Here is a 19,206-nt window from a genome sequence, read left to right on the forward strand (position 1 = left end):
TTGGACGGGTGGGGGGAGGACTGGGGGCGACTCGCTTCGATGCGGGCCGGCGCTCGGGTTTGTGGGGCCCACCCCCGCCGCCCGCCCGCGCCGCTCCCCCCTCCGCCGGCGGCTCTTTCCAGGTGGGCAGCGGGGCGAGAGGGGAGAGCTTGCCGAGCTCGTCAGGGGGCGAGGGGGATGTGGGGGCGATTCCAGGATGTCCGCGGTCATGATGCTGCAGCGCTGCTGACGCGGCGGTCATGTGCGCAGCGGGCGCGCGGGCGCGGCACGGTGATGCGTCGGCGCTGGGCGCAGTACGTCGACGCCAGAGCGATGGCTGCTCGGGGACTGCGGCGCTACTCTGCCGATGAGGAGACCCCTATGCACAAGTCTCGCCTTCAGCGTGGGTCAGGGACCGCTACTCACCCAACCGGACGCGCGGTCGCGACGTCGTTGCTCGCGGCAGCGGCGCTGGTCGCGGTGTCCGGCGCGGCCAGGGCCGACGGAACGGACAACCGAGGCGCCGGGGTCGCGCTCGCGGCGCGCTCCCCCGGGATGCTCGAGCCTCGCCTTCCCGGATACGTCAGCCCCGCGCTGCCCGTCGACGTCGATCGCTCGAGCGGCTTCAGTGGCCTGAGCGAGCCGGTCGCGACCGCGGGCGAGCCGCTGCACGGGCTGGCCTCCGAGCTCGACGAGACCAGCTACGACATCCCCGGGCAGATCGTCGTCGACGCGCGCGACGATCTCGACGAAAGCGCGCTCGCGGCGCTCGCGCGCGACTTCTCGCTGACCGCCGTCCCGACCGCGCTCGCCTCCGAGACCCGGATCCAGATCGCCACCGTGGAGGGGTCGGTCAACGAGACGCTCCAGCGGCTCGCGCGGGATCCGCGCGTGGAGGCGGCCGAGCCGCTCGCCTGGGTGCGCGCCTCGTTCGCCGCGAACGACCCGCTGCTGAAGGACCAGTGGCACATGGCGCGCGTGGGCGCCGAGCGCGCATGGGACTTCGCCACCGGCCGCGGGGTCACCGTCGCCGTGGTCGACACCGGCATCGCCTGCGAGGACCACGGGCCCTTCACCAAGGGGACCGACCTCGCCTCGACCGAGTGCGTGGAGGGATGGAACTTCGTCACCAAGACGAGCCACGCGAACGACGACCAGGGCCACGGCACGCACGTGGCGGGCACGATCGCGCAGTCGACCAACAACGGCATCGGCGCCGTGGGGCTCGCCTTCCACGCGCGGCTCATGCCGGTCAAGGTGCTGAACGAGAGCGGATGGGGCACGACCGCCGACGTGGCCGACGGCATCCGCTGGGCGGCCGAGCACGGCGCCCACGTCATCAACCTGAGCCTCGGCGGGCCCCGCAACTCGAAGGTCCTCCAGAGCGCGATCGACTACGCGATCTCGCGCGGCGTGGTGGTCGTCGCGGCGGCCGGCAACACCGGCGGGCGCGTGCAATTCCCCGGCGCCTCGGACGGCGTCATCGGCGTGAGCGCCACCGACGCGAACGACAAGGTCGCGCGGTTCTCCTCGCGCGGCCAGGGCGTCGACGTCGCGGCGCCCGGGGTGAACGTCACCCAGCAGACCATCTGCAACCGCGGGCGCGACAAGTGCGAGGGCTACCCCGTGTACAGCGGCACCTCGATGGCCGCGCCCCACGTGGCCGGCGCGGCGGCGCTGCTCGTGAGCCTCGGCGTGTCGGACCCGCGCGCGGTCGAGGACGCGCTCCGCGCAGGCGCGCGCGTGGTCGACGACTCCGACGGCGGCAAGCTCCTCTACGGGGCCGGCATCCTCGACGCCGCGAGCTCGGTCGTGCGCGTCACGCAGAGCCACATCGTCGTGCGGCTGCTCGCGCTGCTCGTGCTCGCGACGTGGGTCGGCCGCCGCGCCCGCAAGAAGGAGGCGAACGCCACGAGCCCGTGGCAGGCGAGCTTCCTCCTCCCGGCGCTCGCGGCGGGGCCGGGGCTGTTCTTCTTCGCCCCGTGGCTCCTGCCGCGCGTGGACCTCGCCGTCGACGTGCTGGCGCGGCCGCTCGCCGACCTCGACCTGCTGATCGGCGCCTCGGTCCACCGCTGGCTGCCGCTCGCCAACGCGCTCCTCCCGCTCGGCCTCACCTCGCTCTTCTTCGGCGTGAAGAAGCTCCGGCCGGCGATCGCGGGCCTCGCCGTCGGCACGGCGGCCTACCTCACCTCCGTCGTCGCGCTCGGCGAGGTCGCCGGCCCCCTCGGCCGGATGGCCCTCATCGTCTGGTGCGCGGTCAACGCCGCCGGCTGCCTCTGGATCGCCCGGACGAACCTCTCCACGCGCTGAGCCGGAGCGCCGCGCCGAGCCGGCGCGCCCCGCTCGCCCACGGCCGGGCGCAGGCCCGGTCGTTATGACCTCCCCACCAAAACGAGCTAGGATGCCGGCCATGCGGTCCGGCACCTTGCTCCTACCTTTCGCGCTGCTCGTCGGGGCGTGCGGCGGCTCTTCCAGCGAGACGCCGTGGCCCGCCGAGCCAGCGCGCCCCGCGCTCGGCCCCGCCGACGAGGCGGCGCCGGAGCCGATCGACTCGAACGCGATCCCCGAAGGCGCGGGCGAGGGCTCGGCCGGCCAGGCCGACGCCGGCCGCTGAATCGACGGCGGAGGACGGCATGACGGACAGCCGGACGGCGGGCGCGCAGCGAAGGGCCTGGCTCTCCGCGGCCCTGCTGTCCGTGGCGCTGCTGGTGGCGCCGCTCCTCTTCTGGCTGCTCGTGCCGCGCCCCGAGCCCGTGATGCCGGCGCGGCGCGAGCCCGCCTCGGCGCTGCTCCCGCCGCCGCAGCCGGAGCACGCGGCGCCGCGCGAGGTCGAGGTCGAGCCGCCGCCGGCTCCGCCGCCACGCGAGACGACGGTCGCGCGCGCTGAGCCGGTCCGCGGCGTCGTCCTCGATCCGGAGGGCCGCCCGAGCGCCGGCGCCGTGGTCCGCTGCCGCGATGAGCCGGGCATGACCGCGAGCGCCGACACCGAGGGCCGCTTCGAGCTGCCGCCCGAGGCCGACGGGTGCACCGCGACCGCGGCGCAGCCCCCGCTCGGGGACGCCGAGCCCACGCGCCTCGCCGCGGGCCGCGACAACGTCCTCCACCTGGTCGCGGCAGGCGCGATCGCGGGCGAGGTCGTGGATCAATCGGGCAGGCCCGTCGAGGCGTACCTCCTGGCGATCGAGTCGTTCGTGCCGGCCGGGGCCGCGGCGCGCGGGAGCGTCGACGGCCGCGCGCGCAAGGTCACCGATCCGGGCGGCGCGTTTCGATTGAACGAGCTCGCGCCGGGCCGCTACGTGCTGACGGTGAGCGCGGCCGGCCGCCCGCCGACGCGGAGCTCGGCGGTCGACGTCGAGGCGGGCCGCACCATCGAGGGCGTGCGGATCGTGCTGCCGCAGGGGGCGACGCTGAGGGGCAGGGTCATCGACGCCGCCTCGCGGGCGCCGGTCGTCGAGGCCCAGGTCGAGCTCGACTCCGTGACCTCGTCCGGCGCGAACGCGATCTCGCTGGTGCTCACCGACGCGAACGGCGAATACGCTCTCGAGGGGGTGCCGGCGCGCGGCCCGTTCTCGGTGCGCGTGCGCCACGAGGACTACATGGCCAAGATCGTGTCCGGCCTCGACGCGCGCGGCACGGGCTCGGCGCGCGCCGACATCGAGCTCCGGATGCTGGACGACGGCGGGTCGCGCGAGGAGCTCACGGGCATCGGCGCGATGCTGTCGGTCTCGTCGAGCGGCGTCATGATCGCGGGGATCATCGAGGGCGGGCCCGCCGCGTCCGCCGGGCTCCAGCAAGGCGACATCATCGTCCGCATCGACGGCGAGAACGCGAAGGAGCTCCCGCTCGCCGACTGCATCCAGCGCCTCCGCGGCCCGGTGGGGACGCGCGTCTCCGTCGGCGTCGAGCGGGACGGGCAGGTCATCGACGTGACAATGCGGCGCGACATCGTGGTTCGGTGAACGTCGGCTCCCCGAGGTGCTAAGGGTCGGTCCATGTCCACGCGCCCTACCGCGCTTCCCCCGGCCGGAGCTCCGGACGTCCTCTACCTGATCGATCTCTCGGGCTACGTCTTCCGCGCCTACCACGCGATCAGCCCGCTCTCGAGCCCGAGCGGCGAGCCGACGCACGCGACGTACGGCACCGTCGCGATGCTCTCGAAGCTCGTGGACGAGCGGAAGCCCGCGTACCTCGGCGTGGCGATGGACTCTCCGGGCAAGACGTTCCGCGACGATCTCGACCCGCGCTACAAGGCCCACCGGCCGCCGCCGCCGCCGGACCTCGGGGTGCAGATGAACCGGTGCCGGGAGATCGTCGAGGCGTACTGCATCCCGATCTTCATCCAGGAGGGGCTCGAGGCGGACGACCTCGTGGCCGTCGCCGTCGCGCGGGCCAAGGAGCGGGGGCTGCGCGTGGTCATCGCGTCGAGCGACAAGGATCTCATGCAGCTCGTCGACGGCGATCGGGTGATGCTCTGGGACGCGATGCGCGACAAGGTCTACGGGCACCCCGAGGTCGTCGCGAAGTTCGGCGTGCCTCCGGAGCAGGTGCGCGACCTGCTCGCCCTCGTCGGCGACAGCTCGGACAACGTCCCCGGCGTCCCCGGCGTGGGCCTGAAGACGGCCGCCGAGCTGCTCGCGCAGTTCGGCTCGCTCTCGGCGATCTACGCCCGCCTCGACGACGTGAAGAAGCCCCGCATCCGCGAGTCGCTCAAGCAGCACGAGGCAGACGCGCTCCTGTCGCAGAAGCTCGTGACGCTCGACGGCAGCGCCCCCGTCTCGCTCGACCTGGAGACGCTGCGCTACGGCGGCGCGGACACCGGGAGGCTCCGGGAGCTCTTCACCGAGCTCGGGTTCTCGCGCTTCCTGAAGGCCGTCCGCGCGCCCGAGCCCACGGCGCGCGCGGCGACCTACCGGGTCGTCGCGACGCGCGAGGAGCTCGAGGCCTTCGCCAAATCGGCGCGCGCGGCCGGGCGCCTCGCCATCGACGTGCACGCGACGAGCCGCGAGCCGATGAGCGGCCATGTCTGCGGCATCGCGCTCGCCTGCGAGCCGGGGCAAGCCGTCTACGTCCCCCTGGGCCACCGCTACCTCGGCGCGCCGGCCCAGCTCTCGATGGGCGACGTCGACGCGGTGCTCGGCCCGCTGCTCGCCGACCCCGAGCTCCCGAAGGTCGGCCACGACGTCAAGTTCTGCGAGGTGGTCCTCCTGCGGCACCGCATCGGGCTCGTCGGCGTCGCGTTCGACACGATGCTGGCGAGCTACCTGCTCGATCCCGAGGGGAAGAACCAGCTCCACGAGCTCGCCGAGCGCGAGCTCGGCGCCAAGATGCAGACCCTCGACGAGGTGGCCCCGAAGCGCCGCGGGCAGGCGCAGCGCGGCCTCGACGAGATCGAGCTCGGCGAGGCCACGGCCTACGGCGCGGCGTTCGCCGACGTCGCGCTCTCGCTCACCGACCGGCTGCGCCCGCGGCTCCGCGCCGAGCGGCTCGAGGATCTGCTCGTGCAGATCGAGCTGCCCCTCTCCGCGGTGCTCGCGGAGATGGAGCTCACGGGCGTCCTCGTCGACCCGCAGGCGCTCGCGCAGCTCGGCGCGCAGATGACGACCGAGCTCGCGGCGCTGGAGCAGAAGGCGCGCGAGATGGTGGGGCACGACATCAACCTGGCGTCGCCGAAGCAGCTCGAGGCGGTCCTGTTCGACGAGCTCAAGCTGCGCTCCCAGCGCAAGACGAAGACCGGCCGCTCGACCGACGCCGACGTGCTGGAGACGCTGGCGGAGGACCACCCGTTCCCCGGCGTGGTGCTCGAGCACCGCGCCATCGCCAAGCTCAAGGGCACGTACGTCGACGCGCTGCCGCGCCTCGTGCACCCGACCACGGGCCGGATCCACACGCGCTGGAGCCAGGCCGTGGCCGCGACCGGTCGGCTCTCGTCGCAGGATCCGAACCTGCAGAACATCCCGATCCGCACGGAGCTCGGCCGGATGATCCGGCGCGCGTTCGTCGCGCCGCCCGGGAGCGTGATCGTGAGCGCCGACTACTCCCAGATCGAGCTGCGCGTCCTCGCCCACCTGTCGAAGGATCCGGTGCTCGTCGACGCGTTCCGCACCGGGCAGGACGTGCACGTGCGCACGGCCATGGAGATCTTCGGCGTGGACGAGGCGGGGGTCACCGACGAGATGCGGCGCCGGAGCAAGACGATCAACTTCGGCGTGATCTACGGGATGGGCGAGGCGGCGCTCGCGAAGCGCCTCGACATCTCGCGCGCGGAGGCGGCGCGCTTCATCGACGCCTACTTCGCGCGCTACCGCGGCGTGCACGAGTTCATGGAGCGGACGATGGCCGAGGCGAAGCGCTCCGAGTCGGTGCGCACGCTGCTCGGCCGGCGCAGGCTGCTCCCGGACCTGCGCAGCAGCGACCGGATGCGCCGCGCTCAGGCGGAGCGCATCGCCCAGAACACCCCCATCCAGGGGACGGCGGCGGATCTCTTGAAGCTCGCGATGGTGCGCATCCCGCGCCCCGTGGTCCCCGGCGCGCGCATGGTGCTCACGGTGCACGACGAGCTCGCGTTCGAGGTGCCGATCGAGGCGGTGGACGAGGCGAAGGCCAAGGTGCGGGAGGCCATGGAGTCGGTCTTCCCGCTCGACGTGCCGCTCGTCGTCGACATCGGCCACGGCCCGACGTGGGCCGAGGCGCACTGACGCGCGGGAGCGTCGGGCCGCCGCCGGTTTCGCCCCGCGATGGCGCGGGGCGAGACCGGCGGCGGCGTTCCGGCGATCGGGGCAGACAAAACGACGACGCCCGCTTCACCTTGCGGTGAGCGGGGCGTACGTACGAAGGGGTTGGTGCTCAGCCCGCGGCGGTCTTGGCAGCGACGCTCGCCTTGTGCAGGGCGAGGGCCAGGCGGCTCTTCACACGCGACGCGCGCTTGGCGGGGATCGTCCCCTTCGACGCGGCGCGATCGAGCGCGCTCACCGCGGCGGTGACCAGCGCGGTGGACTCCTGCGGAACGCCCTTCAGCCCGGTGCGCGCCTTCTTGACGACCGTGCGGAGCTCCGACTTGGCGGCGCGGTTGCGCGCGGTCCTGGTGATGCGCTGGCGGTTGCGCTTGTCGGCGGATGCGTGATTGGCCATGAGAAAAGCTCTCCTACTTCTTCGCCTGCGCCTCGGCGGGCGTGGCAGCGCGCAGGGCGTCCGGCGCGTTCTGATCGTAACCCGCCGGATGGATCGGGAACTTGGGGGTGCCGTGAGCACGCTCGAAGCGCTTGCGGCGGGTGCCCGAAGTGCGCGCCTTGCGCTGACGGATGCGCTGGGTTTGCTGAGTCGCGGAAACCATGGGGGCGCGCATTCTACCTGCGGGCGCCCTCGTGTCAACCGGGACGTGGGCCCTCCTGGGTCAGGGTCCGCCAGGAGGCTGGGCCCGCCTGGATTCCCGGCGCGCTAGGGCCGGATCGTGGCGCTCACCGAGAACGACGGCTTGGAGAACGGGCCCACGTTCGCGGCCTTGAGCGCCGCCTGCACGCAGCTCGACTGGCCGTTCGAAGCCGCCCAGCCGCTGACGTTGACCTTGCTCACCTGGCCGGTCGACGAGAACGTGATCTGCGCGCGCGACACGTCGTCCGCGCCCGCGACGCACGCCTTCGCGTTGCCCATGACCGAGCCGAGCGCGGCCTGGACCGAGCCCTGCGACGGCTGCTCGGGGATGTTCTGCTGCCGCAGCGGGCCCGAGGCCGGCACCGGCGCCTCCGACACGACCGACGGCTGCTTCTCCCCGTCGTCGCCCACGGCGGCCTGCATGGCGGAAGGCAGATCCCCCGGCTTGCCCGCCGGCGTCGGCGCCGCCGCCACCTTTCCCTGCTCCGGCTTCGGCGCCGCGGCGGGCGCAGGCGCCTCGGGCGCAGCCGCTGGCGCCGCCGCGCCGCCGCCGACCGGCGCGGCGGCCGTCTTGGGCGCCGCGGCCAGCTTCTCCGCCGTCGCCGTTTCGACGGGCTGCGGCTCGGGCTCCGCGCTCTCCGCCGGCGCGGCGGCGACCGGGGCAGCGGGCGCTGCCGGCTTCTCCTCGCGCGGCGCGGCGGGCGCCACGTCGGTGGTCGGCGCTGCCGCGGTGGCGGTCGCCGTCTCCTGCTGCGAAGGTGCCCTCGTCTTCACCACGACGGCCACCGCCGCGGCCAAGCCCAGGGCCGCGAGCGCCGCGCCGGCGACCATCCCGCCGGACCGCTTCTTCGCAGCAGGCGGGGCGACGGGCGCGGACGGGGCGCGCGGCCTCCTCGCGGACACCGCCGCGACCGCGTCCTGCCTCTCGCTCTCGAGCGTATCGGCCGTGCCGAGCTGCGCCCTCTCGGCGGCCTCCACGTGCTCCGGGGGAACCGACGCGCTGAGCCGGTTGAGATCGATGACGCCGGAGTCCTCGGTCACCCCCTCGGCCGGCCGCAACGCAGGCGACGACGCGCGCATGACGCCGGAGATCGACCCCCGCCCCGGCGGCGAGGACACGCGCCCGGGCGGCATCGAGCCGCGTCCCGAGGTCGGCAGCGGCGTCGACAACGAGCCGCGTCCGGACGGCACCGGCGTGGACAGCGGACCGCGCGCGGACGGCAGCGGCGTCGAGAGCGCCGGGCTGCTCCCTGTCGCGCCGCTCGCGCGGCCCGGCGCCTGGCTGGCGCGCTCGGCGATCTCCTTCAGCGATTGACGTTTCTTCTCCGGGGGCCGCGAGGCGCTGCCGCCCGACAGGCTCGCATCAGACTTCGAGGCCCTGCCTGCTTCCGATCCGTCCGCCATGGTACTGCGTTCTCCTGCGGTGCGTGCTTCTCGCGAAACGCCCCCGGCCTGCTCCTCGCCTGGCTCTGCGGCGAGATCCGGGGCTGCGAGGAGGTCGGCCACCGCCGCCGCATCCTCCGATCGCCGGGATAGAGCGACCTCGACGATGCGAGCTGCCCGCGTCTCCCACGCCGCCTCGTCGGCGGTGGGGGCGGACCAATCGTTGAGCATCTGGTCGAGGTCGAGCTTGCTGGTGACGTTCATTCGGCGTCCCCTCCGAAACCACGCTCCGCGAGGTATACGCGGAGCTTGCGGCGCGCCTCGTGGACGCGCCAGGCGACTGTTCCTTCCGGACACCCCAGGATCCTGGACGCGTCCTCGTGGGGCACGCCGTCGATGCACACGAGGATGAGCGTCGTCCGCAGCGTGTCGGAGAGCGTATCGATGCCGTCGCAGAGCGCGGCCGCGAGCTCGCGCCGCTGGGTCGTCGCGGCCGGATCGACGCCGTGGCTCGGGCGCGTCTCGAGCAGCAGCGCCTCGATCCGCGGATCGTCCGTGGGGGTCGAGTTCCTGGTCGGCTTGCGGGCCCGGATCATGTTGAGCGAGAGGTTCACGGCGATCCGGTAGAGCCAGGTGAAGGGCTCGCTCCGCCCGTCGAACCGATCGAGCGCCTGATAGGCCCGGACGAAGGTCTCCTGGGTCACGTCCTCGGCCTCCGCGCCCGAGCGGACGAGGTGGAACGCCAGCCGGAAGATGCGCTTCTGATATCGACGGACCAGCACCCCGAACGCCTGGGCATCTCCGCCCCGGGCTTGATCGACGAGCTCACGATCGGTGGTCTTGGCCATCCTAGCCGCCTCGCGGTGCGAATTGTCTCCCGCGCACGGACGACAGCGCAGCCGCGGACAGCTCTTCGCGACGGCCGCTGACCGTCTCGGCGAGAGAAGCCCCTCGCGGCGAGCCCTGCACCGCGGAGGCGGAGCAGGGCGATGAGGAGGCAAGTTCCACGTTCAGGCGCGCGAAGATAGCCGAACACTCCTCCTAGGACAAACCATGCGCCCTGGACCTTGGGCGTCGCGGCGCGACTTCGACCGGCCGGGCGGTACGCCCGCGCTGGCGCGCCCGAGCCGGCGGCGGCGCCGGGCGGGCGACGGTCCCGGCGCGGCCGACGGCCGGGGCGCGGCCGCGCGCTGGCCGCGCTCGCCCGCGCCGCTGCTATGGTCGGCGGATGCGACGCTTTTCGAGCTGGATGCGCACCCTGGGGCTCATCGCTGCGGCCTTCGCAGGGGGGGCGGCGACTTCCCACCTCGCGGGTGCGAGCACACAGGCGCAGAGCCCCTACGCGCCGCTCGAGCAGCTCGCGCGCGTGCTCGTGCTCGTCGAGAACAACTACGTCGAGCCGGCGCAGCGCAACAAGATCATCGACGGCGCCATCAAGGGCATGGTCGCGGAGCTCGACCCGCACTCCGCGTACATGAACGCCTCCGAGTTCGCCCAGTTCCAGGAAGAGACCGGGGGGACGTTCGGCGGCGTCGGCATCGAGGTCGACACGAAGGACGACCAGATCACCGTGATCGCTCCGATCGAGGGCTCGCCGGCGGCGCGGGCGGGCATCCGCTCCGGCGACCAGATCATCGCGATCGACGGCCGCCCCGTGCGCGGCGAGCGCCTCGACAAGCTGGTGAAGATCATGCGCGGGCCCCCCGGCTCGCGGGTGAAGCTCACGATCCGCCGGCAGGGCGCGGCCGAGCCGCTCACGTTCGACCTCGCGCGGGAGCAGATCCACGTCACGAGCATCGCCGCGAGGCGCCTCGATCGCGACGTCGCGTACGTCCGCGTGAAGCAGTTCCAGGACGGCACCCACGAGGAGATGCTCCGCGCCGCGGCGAGGCTGCGCGCCGGATCGAAGGCGCCGCTGGCCGGGGTGATCCTCGACCTGCGCAACAACCCCGGCGGCCTCGTGCACGAGGCGGAGGCCCTCGCCGACGAGTTCCTCTCATCGGGGACGATCTACTCGACGCGCCAGCGCAACCAGGTCGTCGACGAGGCGAAGGCGCACGACGGCGGCGCGTTCGCCTCGCTGCCCGTGGTCGCGCTCGTGAACGAGTACTCCGCGAGCGCCGCCGAGCTCGTCGCGGGCGCCCTGCAGGACAGCGGTCGCGCCACGGTCGTCGGCGCGACGACCTTCGGCAAGGGGTCGGTGCAGACCATCTACGAGCTCCCCGGCGGCGCCGGGGTGAGGCTCACGACGATGCGCTACTACACGCCGAAGGGGCGCTCGATCCAGGCGCAGGGCATCCGGCCGGACATCGTCATCGAGAGCGCGCAGCAGCCGATGCCGGCCGCCATCCTCCGCGAGCAGGACCTCGAGGGGCACCTCCCCGCCGAGGGATCGATCGGCGGCGGCTCGCCGAGGGCCGTGCTGGTGGAGAAGCGCGCGGAGGCCGCGGCGCGCGGCCCCGAGGGCGACGTGCCCGCCGATCCCACCCGCGGGAGCGATTTCACGCTCGCGGTCGGTTACCAGCAGCTGCTGCGCGCGATCCCGGCGCGGCGCTAGCGCGCGAGGACACGCGCGGAGCGACCGGCGCCGACGGCCGCGCGTGTCCGCGTCGGCCCCCGGCGCCGGCGTCGGTCCGCGGCCGGCGTCAGGCCTCGGCGCCGGCGCGGAGCCCGGTCGTCACCGCGTCGAGCACGGTGCGCGCCCTCCCGGCGACGGTCGCCCCCGCCGCCAGGATCCCGGGGGCGGCGCGGACGCCCTCGCACCGCACGCCCACCGACTCCAGCGCGCCCGGCCGCTCGCCGCGCGGCCAGGCGACGACGTCGAGCTCCGGGCCCTGCATCGAGCTCACCACGCCGAACGCGCCGCGCGCGTCGCCCAGCGTGACGGGCGCGTCGATCGAGAGCGCGAACGGCGCGCCGCCGCGCGCCGGGAGGTCGGGACCGGCGCCGCGCTCGGGCGGGGCATACGCGATGCCCCCGCCGGCGAGGCCGCCGATCGCCAGGATCACCGCGTCCGCGGCGAGCGGCACGTCCTCGCCCTCCACGTGGACCGCGACGCCCTCGCCCGGTCCGCCCGGCCCCCCGGGGTCGCCGCCCACCGCGCGCACGCGGCCGTGGCGCCGCGCCGCCCCGATCGCGGCGAGCAGCGCGTCGCGCGCCGCCTCGAAGCGGAGCCCCGCCGGCGAGCCGGCGCCGATGACCGCCTCGCCCACGAGGACGCCGAGGCGCGCCGCGAGCGCGTCGGCCCTCGGCGCGCGCGCGCCGAGCCAGGGGCCGAGCAGGATCGCCCCCGCGCCGCCCGCGCCCTCGAGCGCCTGCCGGAGCCGATCGAGCAGCCAGGAGAGCCGCGCCGGATCGTCGTGCCGGGCCGCGAGGTCGCCGTCGGCGATCTGCCGCTCGTCGTCGAAGCGCAGCACCGGCGCGTCGACCGGCAGGAAGCGGAGCCCCCGCGCCCGGGCGAACGGCTCGTCCGTGAGCGCCTCCGCGAGCGCGTCGGCGTCCCAAGCGGCGCGCGCGGCGCGCGGGATGAGGACGCGCGTGCGGCGGAGCGACCCGAGATCGAGCAGCGCGCGATCCCTGCCGCGCGCGGGGCGGATCCGGCCGGCGACGGTCGCGAGGCGCACGCCGGACGCCTGCGGCACGTCCCACAGGCCGAGCTCCGCGGCGAACTGCCTCGCCGCCGGCGCGAGATCGCCCGCGGGCAGATCGCTGCCGAGCAGCCGCGCGGCGCGCTCGACCTGCTCCCACGGGACGTCGTCGACCGCGCCGCCCGCGAGCGCCGTCTCCCCGACGCCCGCGGAGATCACGGTGACCTGCGCCCCGCGCCGCCGCGCGCTCCACGCGGCGGCGAGCCCGGCGACGCCGGCGCCGATCACGAGGATCGATCGCGCCACGCCCTCTCCTCCGGCTCCCGCGCGGTGCGCGTCGGCCGGCGATCGCTGTCCTCGCACGCCGCCGCGGTCGCCTCGTCGCCCGCGGGCGCGCCGAGCTCCGACCGCACGCTGGCGATCGCGAGCGCCTCCTGCCGAGCCTGCTCCGGGCCGAGCGCGACGGCGCGCGTCATCGCCTGCCGCGAGAGGAACTCCACGGCCTGCCGCATCCCGTCGCGCGGCGGGAGCGAGAGCTCCTGCGCCACGATCTGCCCGCACCGCGCCGCGCAGCGCATGCCCCCGCACGCGCCGAGGCCGAGGCGCGTGCGGCGCGCGACGTCGGCCACGCTCCGGGCGAGCTCGTGCCGGAGGACGTAGCGCACCTCGGCCTCGATGACGGGCTCGCAGGGGCACACCGTCGCCGCCTCGCGCGGCCGCTCGCGCACGCGCTCCTCGATCCGGAGCGCGCGCGAGCCGTGGCGGTAGACGAGCCGCCGGGCGGCCACCGCGTCGATCTCCAGCCGCCGCGAGAGCGCGAGCGCGTCGACGGCGCGGTCGCCCCCGGGCAGCGCGGTCGTGTGCGTCACGCAGCGGGCGCCGAGATCGAAGCGCCGCGCGAGGACGTCGGTCATCTCCTGGGCGAAGAGCCGGAAGCTGGCCAGCTTCCCCCCGATCATCGAGTAGAGGCCCGGCGCGCCGTGCGCCGCGTGGTCGACGATCTGGTGCTCGCGCGAGAGCGCGTCCTCGGTCGGCCCGTACGCGTAGAGCGTGGGCCGCACGCCCGCGTACGTGCCGATCGCGCGCGCCTCGTGGATCTGCGGGAACACGCGGGCGATGCCCTGGACCAGGTACCTCACCTCCTCGCTCGTCGCGCGGACCTGATCGAGGTCGCCGTAGAAGTCGTCGTCGGTCGTGCCGATGACGCTCATGTTCTGCCAGGGCTCGAGGAAGATCTGACGGCCGTCGATCGTCCTCGCCATGATCGCGTAGTTGGTGAGGCGCCGGTCGAACACGACGTGCACGCCCTTGCCGGGCCGCACCCGCGAGCTCGCGGCGGGGAGTCCCGCGAGCGACGCGGTGATCGGCGACCACGCGCCGGTCGCGTTCACGACCGCGCTCGTGCGGAGCCGCCCGCCCTCGCCGGTCACGCGGTCCCGGTAGCGCACGGCGACGACCTCGCCGGTGTCCTCGCGGCGCTCGATCCGCTCGACCGTGTGCCCGACGTACACCTTGGCCCCGCGCTCGATCGCGTCGACGGCGTTGGCGATGCAGAGCCGCGCGCCGTCGATCCCCCACTCGTCGAAGCTGAAGCCGCCCACGAGATCGCCGTGCAGCCCCGGCTCGAGCCGCCGGAGCTCGTCGGGCGAGAGGCGCGCGTGCGGCTTGCCGCGCTTGAGCGGCTGGTACTTGTCGTACGCCTCGAAGAAGCCGTCGGCGAGCGTGTAGAGGATGCGCCCGTGCCTCGCGTTCTCGAACGGGACAAGGAAGGGGATCCGGAACAAGAGGTGCGGCGCGATCGCCTGGATGTGCCCCGAGTCGCGGCACGAGTTCTCGGTCACGTGCGGATCGCTGGTCAGGTACCGGAGCCCGCCGTGGATCATGCCGCTCGAGTTCCCGCTCGCGCCGAACGCGAGATCGTTGCGCTCGAAGAGGGCGACCTTCAGGCCCCGCTGCGACGCATCACGCGCGACCCCCACGCCGTTCACACCGCCGCCGATGACCACGACGTCCACGTCGGTGTCGGCGCGGCGGGCCGGCCTTGCGGCGCTCGAGGGGAGGATCGTCACCTGCGGCGTATAGCATGCCAGAACTTTTCCACGAGCGGGCCCAGCCTCGCGCGCGGCGCTGCAGATGCTGGCCGAGGCCGGCCGTCAGCCGCGGACCCGGATCGCCCAGGTCAGCTTCGCGAGGTTGCGGAGCACGTTCGGGACGCGGCGCGTGAGGTTGATCGAGGGGCGCCGCTTCTCCAGCACGCGGACGGGGATCTCCTCGATCCGCAGGCCCGCCCGGTAGGCGCGGATGACGAGCTCGCTGGCGAAGACGTCCTTGTCCACGACGCACTCGCGCACGATCCCGAGGAGCGGCTCGCGCAGGAACGCCTTGAGCCCGTGCGTGTCCGTCCCGCGGAAGCCGAGCGTGGCGCGGAGGAGCCCGTTGTACATCTGGCTCGCCGCGTGCCGCGCCCACGGGCGGTCGTCGCGCGCCCCCTGGATGAGCTTCGAGCCGATCACCATGTCGACGCCGCCCGCACGCAGCATCGCGATCGCGCGGCGCTGGAAGTCCACGTCGCACAGGTCGATCTCGTCGCAGAGGACGAAGCGCCCGCGCGCCCGCTCGATGCCCGCGCGGAGCGCGGCGCCGTAGTTCGGCTCGCCGATCGAGAAGTGCCGCACTTCCGCGTACTTGCGCTCGAGCTCACCGGCGATGGCGAGCGTCCCGTCGCGCGAGCCGTTCTCGGCGAGCACGAGCTCCCAGCGCCATCCGAACGGCAGCAGGCGCTCGCGCAGGTCCACGACGGCGGCGTGGAGGATCGCCTCCTCGTTGTACACGGGGATGACGATGGAGATCTCCGGCGCTTCGCCCGCGTCCTCGCGGCCGGGATCGGCCTCGCGGCCGGGGTCGGCAGCGCTCACGGCGCACCTCCGAGGAGGGCCTGCGCGCGGAGCGCCGCGTCGCGCCCGAAGTGGAGCGCGTCCTCCATCGAGGAGTAGTTCCAGCCGCCGTACCGCCCGCACGAGAGGATGCGCTGGCCCTCGAGGAACGGCCGCACGGCCTCCAGCGACCCGAAGTAGCTGTGATCGAACACGACGTACGCGTAGTCGATGCGGCGCAGCCGGGCGAAGCGGATGGCGCTCGGGGCAGGGATGAGGCCCATCTCGACGAGGCCCTCCGCGACGCGGGGGAGCAGCGCCGCGAGATCGGGCTCGGCGCGATCGGCGAGCTCGACGTAGAGGCCGGCCTTGCCCGGCGGGGCCATGGCGGGGGAGAAGTTCGAGTAGCAGCCCACGCGGTAGAACGGGTACTTCGCCTCCGGGACGTAGACCCAGTGCAGCGGCTGCCCGCACGGGGTGTCGAGCGCCACGTCGAGGTAGTGGAGGTGCGTGCAGCGCAGCCGGGAGGCCGCCTCGGCGACGGATCGAGGCGCGTCCGCGAGGAGCCTCACGAGGGCGGGCAGCGGCGCGGACGAGACGAGCACGTCGTACCGGACGATCTCGTCGTCGAACACGAGCTCGCGCGCGCGCCAGTCGATCGCCGCGGGCGCGCGGCCGAGCTCGATCGCCGGGGTGCCCGCGTCCCGCGGCCGCTGCTCGGCGAGCGCCCGCGCGAGCCCGTGCGTCAGCTGGCCGATGCCGAGCCGCGGGTAGAGGAACTTCGCATTGTATCCGAGCTCGCGGTCGTTCAGCCCGACCGCCCCGGCGAGCACGTCCTCGAGCTTCGGCAACGGGACGAAGCGGGAGCACCAGTCGGCGGTGATCTCGCTCGGGTGCACCCCCCAGAGGCGGCTGTTGTAGGGGATCATGAAGTGGCGGCTGATCCCCTCGCCGAAATGCGCCAGGCAGAACTCCTCGAAATTCCTGGGCTCGGGCCGGTCCCCGGCGAAGTGTGCGTCGATGAAGCCGCGGAGGCACTCGTAGGCGACGGCGGGCGGCAGGCCGAAGGTGTTCGCCTGGAACGGATAGCGGGTGTACGTGCCGTTCGACCAGATCATCGAGCGCCGCTCGATCTCGAGGGGGTCGGGGCCCAGCCAGCCGAGCGCGAGCTCCCGGGTCGCCGGGTCGCGCAGGTGAAGGAGATGCCCTGTCCGATCGAAGCGGAAGCCGCCGTCCTCGAGCGTGATCGCGTGGCCGCCCGGGCGCGGCAGGCGCTCGAACAGCCGGTGCGGCACGCCCGCTCGCCCGAGGTGGTACGCGGCCGCCATGCCCGTCAGGCCGGCGCCGAGGATCGCGACGGGAACGCTGGAAATCGTGGGTCGGGTCATCGCTCGCGGCCCGGCCGCGGCCGCGGCCGCGAAGACACCACCTCCCCGGTGCGCGGTCAAGGCGCGGTGCCCGGCCGGCGACGCTCGCCCATGCTGGATTTCCTGCCCTCGGCGTGAGGCGGCCCGAGCTCCGCGCGCGCCGGCGAAGACCGCCGTTGGCGCCTCCGCCCAGAGCGACTAGGTGTGTCTAGGTCCCGTCGCGCGCGCCGAGCGCTCTGGGGCGTCCGAGGTATCCGAGGTCAAAGATGCCCATCCCCCGCCGGAAATCGGTCCAAGTCACCGGGAGGATCCTCTACCTGACCGAGGACCCGGAGCTGCTGAAGCAGCAGCTGGCGGGCGGCGAGCTTCGCTTCGATCCCGCGCAGCACACGCTGATCGACAACATCTCGACCGACGAGCTCACGCCGGGCTGGGTCTGTTACTACTACGACGAGACGCTCGCCCGGTACTGCCTGGTCGGGCTGCGCGGTGGGCACATCGAGCGCGACGCCATCAAGAGCGGCGGCTTCGGCGTCATCGTCAGCGGGCGCTCGAAGGGGTGCGGCAGCTCGCGCGAGACGGCGCCGTACTCGGAGCGCGAGGCCGGGATCCAGATCGTGGTCGCGCGCAGCATCGAGAAGATCTACGGCCAGAACTGCCAGAACATCGGGCTGCTCACGACGACCGACTTCTCGCTCCTCGATCGGCTCGCGCGGGGCGACGAGATCCCGATCGGCGAGTTCACCCGCGGGCTCGATCCGATCAGCGCCGACGTCGTCGAGTACGGCGGCCTCTTCGCCTACAACAAGGCGCGGATGGCCGGCGAGGTCTCGTCGCCCACGCTCGACACGCCGCCGCGGCCCATGACCCTGTGCGAGAAGATCATCGCGGCGCACGCGATCGTGGACGCGAGGGCGGGCAAGATCGGGGTCCCGGCGGTGAAGCCGGGCGACGCGCTCTTCGTCCGCATCGACGTGCGCTTCTCGCACGAGTACGTCACGCCGATGGCCGAGTCGCTCTTCCGGGCGGGCTTCGGGCCGGACGCGGTCGTGACCGAGCCGGAGAGCGTCTTCGCCTTCCGCGATCACCTCACGTTCCTCGATCGCGTGATGCCGGAGGTGCACCTCAAGCTCGGCCTGCGGGAGCAGGCAGCCTCGCTCGCGACGGTGCAGCAGGCCTTCGCCGAGCGGCACGGGATCAAGCTGTACGGCGAGGTCGAGCGCGACGGCAGGACCGTGGGCTCCGAGGCCATCTGTCACAACAAGGTGATCGAGGAGCTCGCGCTGCCGGGGCAGATCGTGGCCGGCACCGACTCGCACACGTGCATGGCGGGGGCGCTCGGGTGCTTCGCGTTCGGCGTCGGCTCGACCGACATGGCGAACGCGTGGCTCACGCGCGACGTCCGTGTCGCGGTGCCGCAGTCGGTGCGCTTCAACCTGACCGGGCGGCTCGGTCCGGGGGTCACCGCCAAGGACGTGATGCTGTTCCTGCTCTCGCAGCCGTTCTGGAAGACCGGCCAGGGCATCGGCAAGGTGCTCGAGTTCGCGGGCGACGGCGTCCGCGCGATGGGGCTCGACGAGCGGGCGACGCTCACGAACATGGCGGTCGAGGCGGGCGGCTTCACCGGCATCATCGAGGCCGACGAGGAGATCGTGCGCTACCTCGTCGAGCAGCGCGGGCTCGCCGCGGAGGCCGTGCGCGCGCGCGTCGTGCGCGCGGACGCCGGCGCGGAGTACGTGGCGACGTTCGACATCGATCTCGCGGCGATCGAGCCGATGGTCGCGACGCCCGGCGATCCGCGGAACGGCGTGCCGCTGCGGTCGCTCCGGGAGGTCGCGGGCGGCGACGTGAAGATCGACATCGCGTACGGCGGCTCGTGCACGGGCGGCAAGAAGGCCGACATGGACATGTACGCGTCGGTGCTGCGCCGTGCGGTGGAGCAGGGCAAGCGCGTCGCCGACGGCGTGCACCTCTACATCCAGTTCGGCTCCCAGGACATCCGCCGCTACGCCGAGGCGAAGGGCTACCTCGAAATCTTCGAGAAGGCGGGCGCTGAGCTCGTCGACCCCTCCTGTGGGGCGTGCATCAAGGCCGGACCCGGTGTATCCGACCGCAAGGATCAGGTCACGGTCTCGGCCATCAACCGGAATTTCCCGGGCCGAAGCGGACCCGGCCAGGTCTACCTGGCCAGTCCCCTGATCGTCGCGGCCAGCGCGATCGCGGGGAAAATCGCTTTCCCGGAGTCATGACGCAGAGCGCCTATCGCGGAGATACACACATAGTGGCCGCAATCGGCATCATGGAAAAACGAATGCTTTCCACGGAAGTGCGCCGTACGCTAAGGTGCTCTTCTGTGGCGGATCGGGAGGAGCCCCAAGAGCGTATGACCGACAAGGACACGCTGGCGAAAAACAACGAAGCCTCGAAGACGGACAAGCGGAAGCAGAGCCTCTACTTTCCGGAGTCGATGCTGCAGGAAATCAAGGAGGAAGCGGCGCGGCTCGATCGCTCGCTTTCTTGGGTCGTGCAGCGCGCGTGGAAGCTGGCGCGGATAGACATCAAAAAGCTTCCGAGTGTCAACGACGTGGCTGACGACGAGGACAGCGGCGACTAACATCGCCGCGAGCCTCGCGTAAGCCGCGTCGCTCG

Annotated in this window: 16 protein-coding genes; 8 read left to right on the forward strand and 8 right to left on the reverse strand. The window is 73.4% G+C overall.

Features of this window, described 5'->3' with window-relative positions; genetic code table 11:
- The first annotated feature begins 432 nt into the window (after positions 1-432).
- The 4 genes from WMF20_RS48165 to polA all read left to right on the forward strand — a co-directional run bounded on the left by WMF20_RS48165 (position 433) and on the right by polA (position 6,674).
- The gene (locus tag WMF20_RS48165; protein ID WP_437608620.1) at positions 433-2,289 is read left to right on the forward strand and encodes a S8 family peptidase; all 1,857 of its coding nucleotides are present in this window, start codon (positions 433-435) and stop codon (positions 2,287-2,289) included.
- Positions 2,290-2,389: 100 nt separating this feature from the next.
- Positions 2,390-2,593 (forward strand): hypothetical protein, encoded by a 204-nt coding sequence (locus WMF20_RS48170; protein WP_437608622.1) that lies wholly within the window; start codon positions 2,390-2,392, stop codon positions 2,591-2,593.
- Positions 2,594-2,612: 19 nt separating this feature from the next.
- Entirely contained in the window at positions 2,613-3,938 is a 1,326-nt protein-coding gene (locus WMF20_RS48175; protein WP_437608624.1) for a carboxypeptidase regulatory-like domain-containing protein, read from the forward strand.
- A gap of 33 nt (positions 3,939-3,971) precedes the next feature.
- Positions 3,972-6,674 carry a DNA polymerase I gene (gene polA / locus WMF20_RS48180; protein WP_437608626.1) on the forward strand — a complete coding sequence of 901 codons (2,703 nt, stop codon included), beginning with the start codon at positions 3,972-3,974 and terminating at the stop codon, positions 6,672-6,674.
- A gap of 148 nt (positions 6,675-6,822) precedes the next feature.
- Here polA and rpsT read toward each other — a convergent pair whose 3' ends face one another.
- The 3 genes from rpsT to WMF20_RS48195 all read right to left on the reverse strand — a co-directional run bounded on the left by rpsT (position 6,823) and on the right by WMF20_RS48195 (position 8,427).
- Entirely contained in the window at positions 6,823-7,107 is a 285-nt protein-coding gene (rpsT, locus tag WMF20_RS48185; protein ID WP_129580564.1) for a 30S ribosomal protein S20, read from the reverse strand.
- 13 nt (positions 7,108-7,120) lie between these two features.
- Positions 7,121-7,309, reverse strand: a complete 189-nt coding sequence (locus tag WMF20_RS48190) for a hypothetical protein (protein WP_061623942.1) — start codon at positions 7,307-7,309, stop codon at positions 7,121-7,123.
- Positions 7,310-7,413: 104 nt separating this feature from the next.
- Positions 7,414-8,427: a hypothetical protein gene (locus WMF20_RS48195; protein WP_437608628.1), complete on the reverse strand. Its 1,014-nt coding sequence runs from the start codon at positions 8,425-8,427 to the stop codon at positions 7,414-7,416.
- Between WMF20_RS48195 and WMF20_RS48200 the strand changes: the two genes are divergently transcribed.
- Entirely contained in the window at positions 8,426-8,662 is a 237-nt protein-coding gene (locus WMF20_RS48200; protein ID WP_437608630.1) for a hypothetical protein, read from the forward strand. The two genes, WMF20_RS48195 and WMF20_RS48200, sit on opposite strands and share 2 nt — an antisense overlap.
- A gap of 328 nt (positions 8,663-8,990) precedes the next feature.
- Here the strand turns inward: WMF20_RS48200 and WMF20_RS48205 are convergent, their stop codons facing one another.
- Positions 8,991-9,578: an RNA polymerase sigma factor gene (locus WMF20_RS48205; protein ID WP_020741791.1), complete on the reverse strand. Its 588-nt coding sequence runs from the start codon at positions 9,576-9,578 to the stop codon at positions 8,991-8,993.
- Between the two features lie 380 nt (positions 9,579-9,958).
- Between WMF20_RS48205 and WMF20_RS48210 the strand changes: the two genes are divergently transcribed.
- Positions 9,959-11,287: a S41 family peptidase gene (locus tag WMF20_RS48210; RefSeq protein ID WP_437608632.1), complete on the forward strand. Its 1,329-nt coding sequence runs from the start codon at positions 9,959-9,961 to the stop codon at positions 11,285-11,287.
- A gap of 88 nt (positions 11,288-11,375) precedes the next feature.
- On the opposite strand, the gene WMF20_RS48215 is transcribed toward WMF20_RS48210, so the two are convergent.
- The 4 genes from WMF20_RS48215 to WMF20_RS48230 form a co-directional block, all read right to left on the reverse strand.
- Positions 11,376-12,623 (reverse strand): FAD-binding protein, encoded by a 1,248-nt coding sequence (locus WMF20_RS48215; protein WP_437608634.1) that lies wholly within the window; start codon positions 12,621-12,623, stop codon positions 11,376-11,378.
- Complete coding sequence (locus WMF20_RS48220) at positions 12,602-14,386, reverse strand: glycerol-3-phosphate dehydrogenase/oxidase (protein WP_437608636.1); 1,785 nt, start codon at positions 14,384-14,386, stop codon at positions 12,602-12,604. Before WMF20_RS48220 ends, WMF20_RS48215 begins: the two co-directional genes overlap by 22 nt.
- Positions 14,387-14,470: 84 nt before the next feature.
- On the reverse strand, positions 14,471-15,232 hold the full coding sequence (locus tag WMF20_RS48225; RefSeq protein ID WP_437608638.1) for a glycosyltransferase: 762 nt from the start codon (positions 15,230-15,232) through the stop codon (positions 14,471-14,473).
- Complete coding sequence (locus WMF20_RS48230) at positions 15,229-16,578, reverse strand: protoporphyrinogen/coproporphyrinogen oxidase (RefSeq protein ID WP_437608640.1); 1,350 nt, start codon at positions 16,576-16,578, stop codon at positions 15,229-15,231. The genes WMF20_RS48225 and WMF20_RS48230 overlap by 4 nt, the downstream gene beginning before the upstream one ends.
- 245 nt (positions 16,579-16,823) lie before the next feature.
- Here WMF20_RS48230 and WMF20_RS48235 point away from each other — a divergent pair, with 245 nt between their 5' ends.
- Together WMF20_RS48235 and WMF20_RS48240 are read left to right on the forward strand one after the other, a co-directional pair.
- Positions 16,824-18,806, forward strand: coding sequence for an aconitase family protein (locus WMF20_RS48235; protein WP_437608642.1), 1,983 nt, complete (start codon positions 16,824-16,826; stop codon positions 18,804-18,806).
- Between the two features lie 134 nt (positions 18,807-18,940).
- A complete protein-coding gene (locus tag WMF20_RS48240; RefSeq protein WP_012241296.1) occupies positions 18,941-19,171 on the forward strand; it encodes a TIGR04563 family protein in 231 nt (76 codons plus the stop codon).
- The last annotated feature ends 35 nt before the right edge of the window (positions 19,172-19,206 follow it).

The organism is Sorangium sp. So ce834 (assembly GCF_051521425.1).
GTDB lineage: Bacteria > Myxococcota_A > Polyangia > Polyangiales > Polyangiaceae > Sorangium > Sorangium cellulosum_D.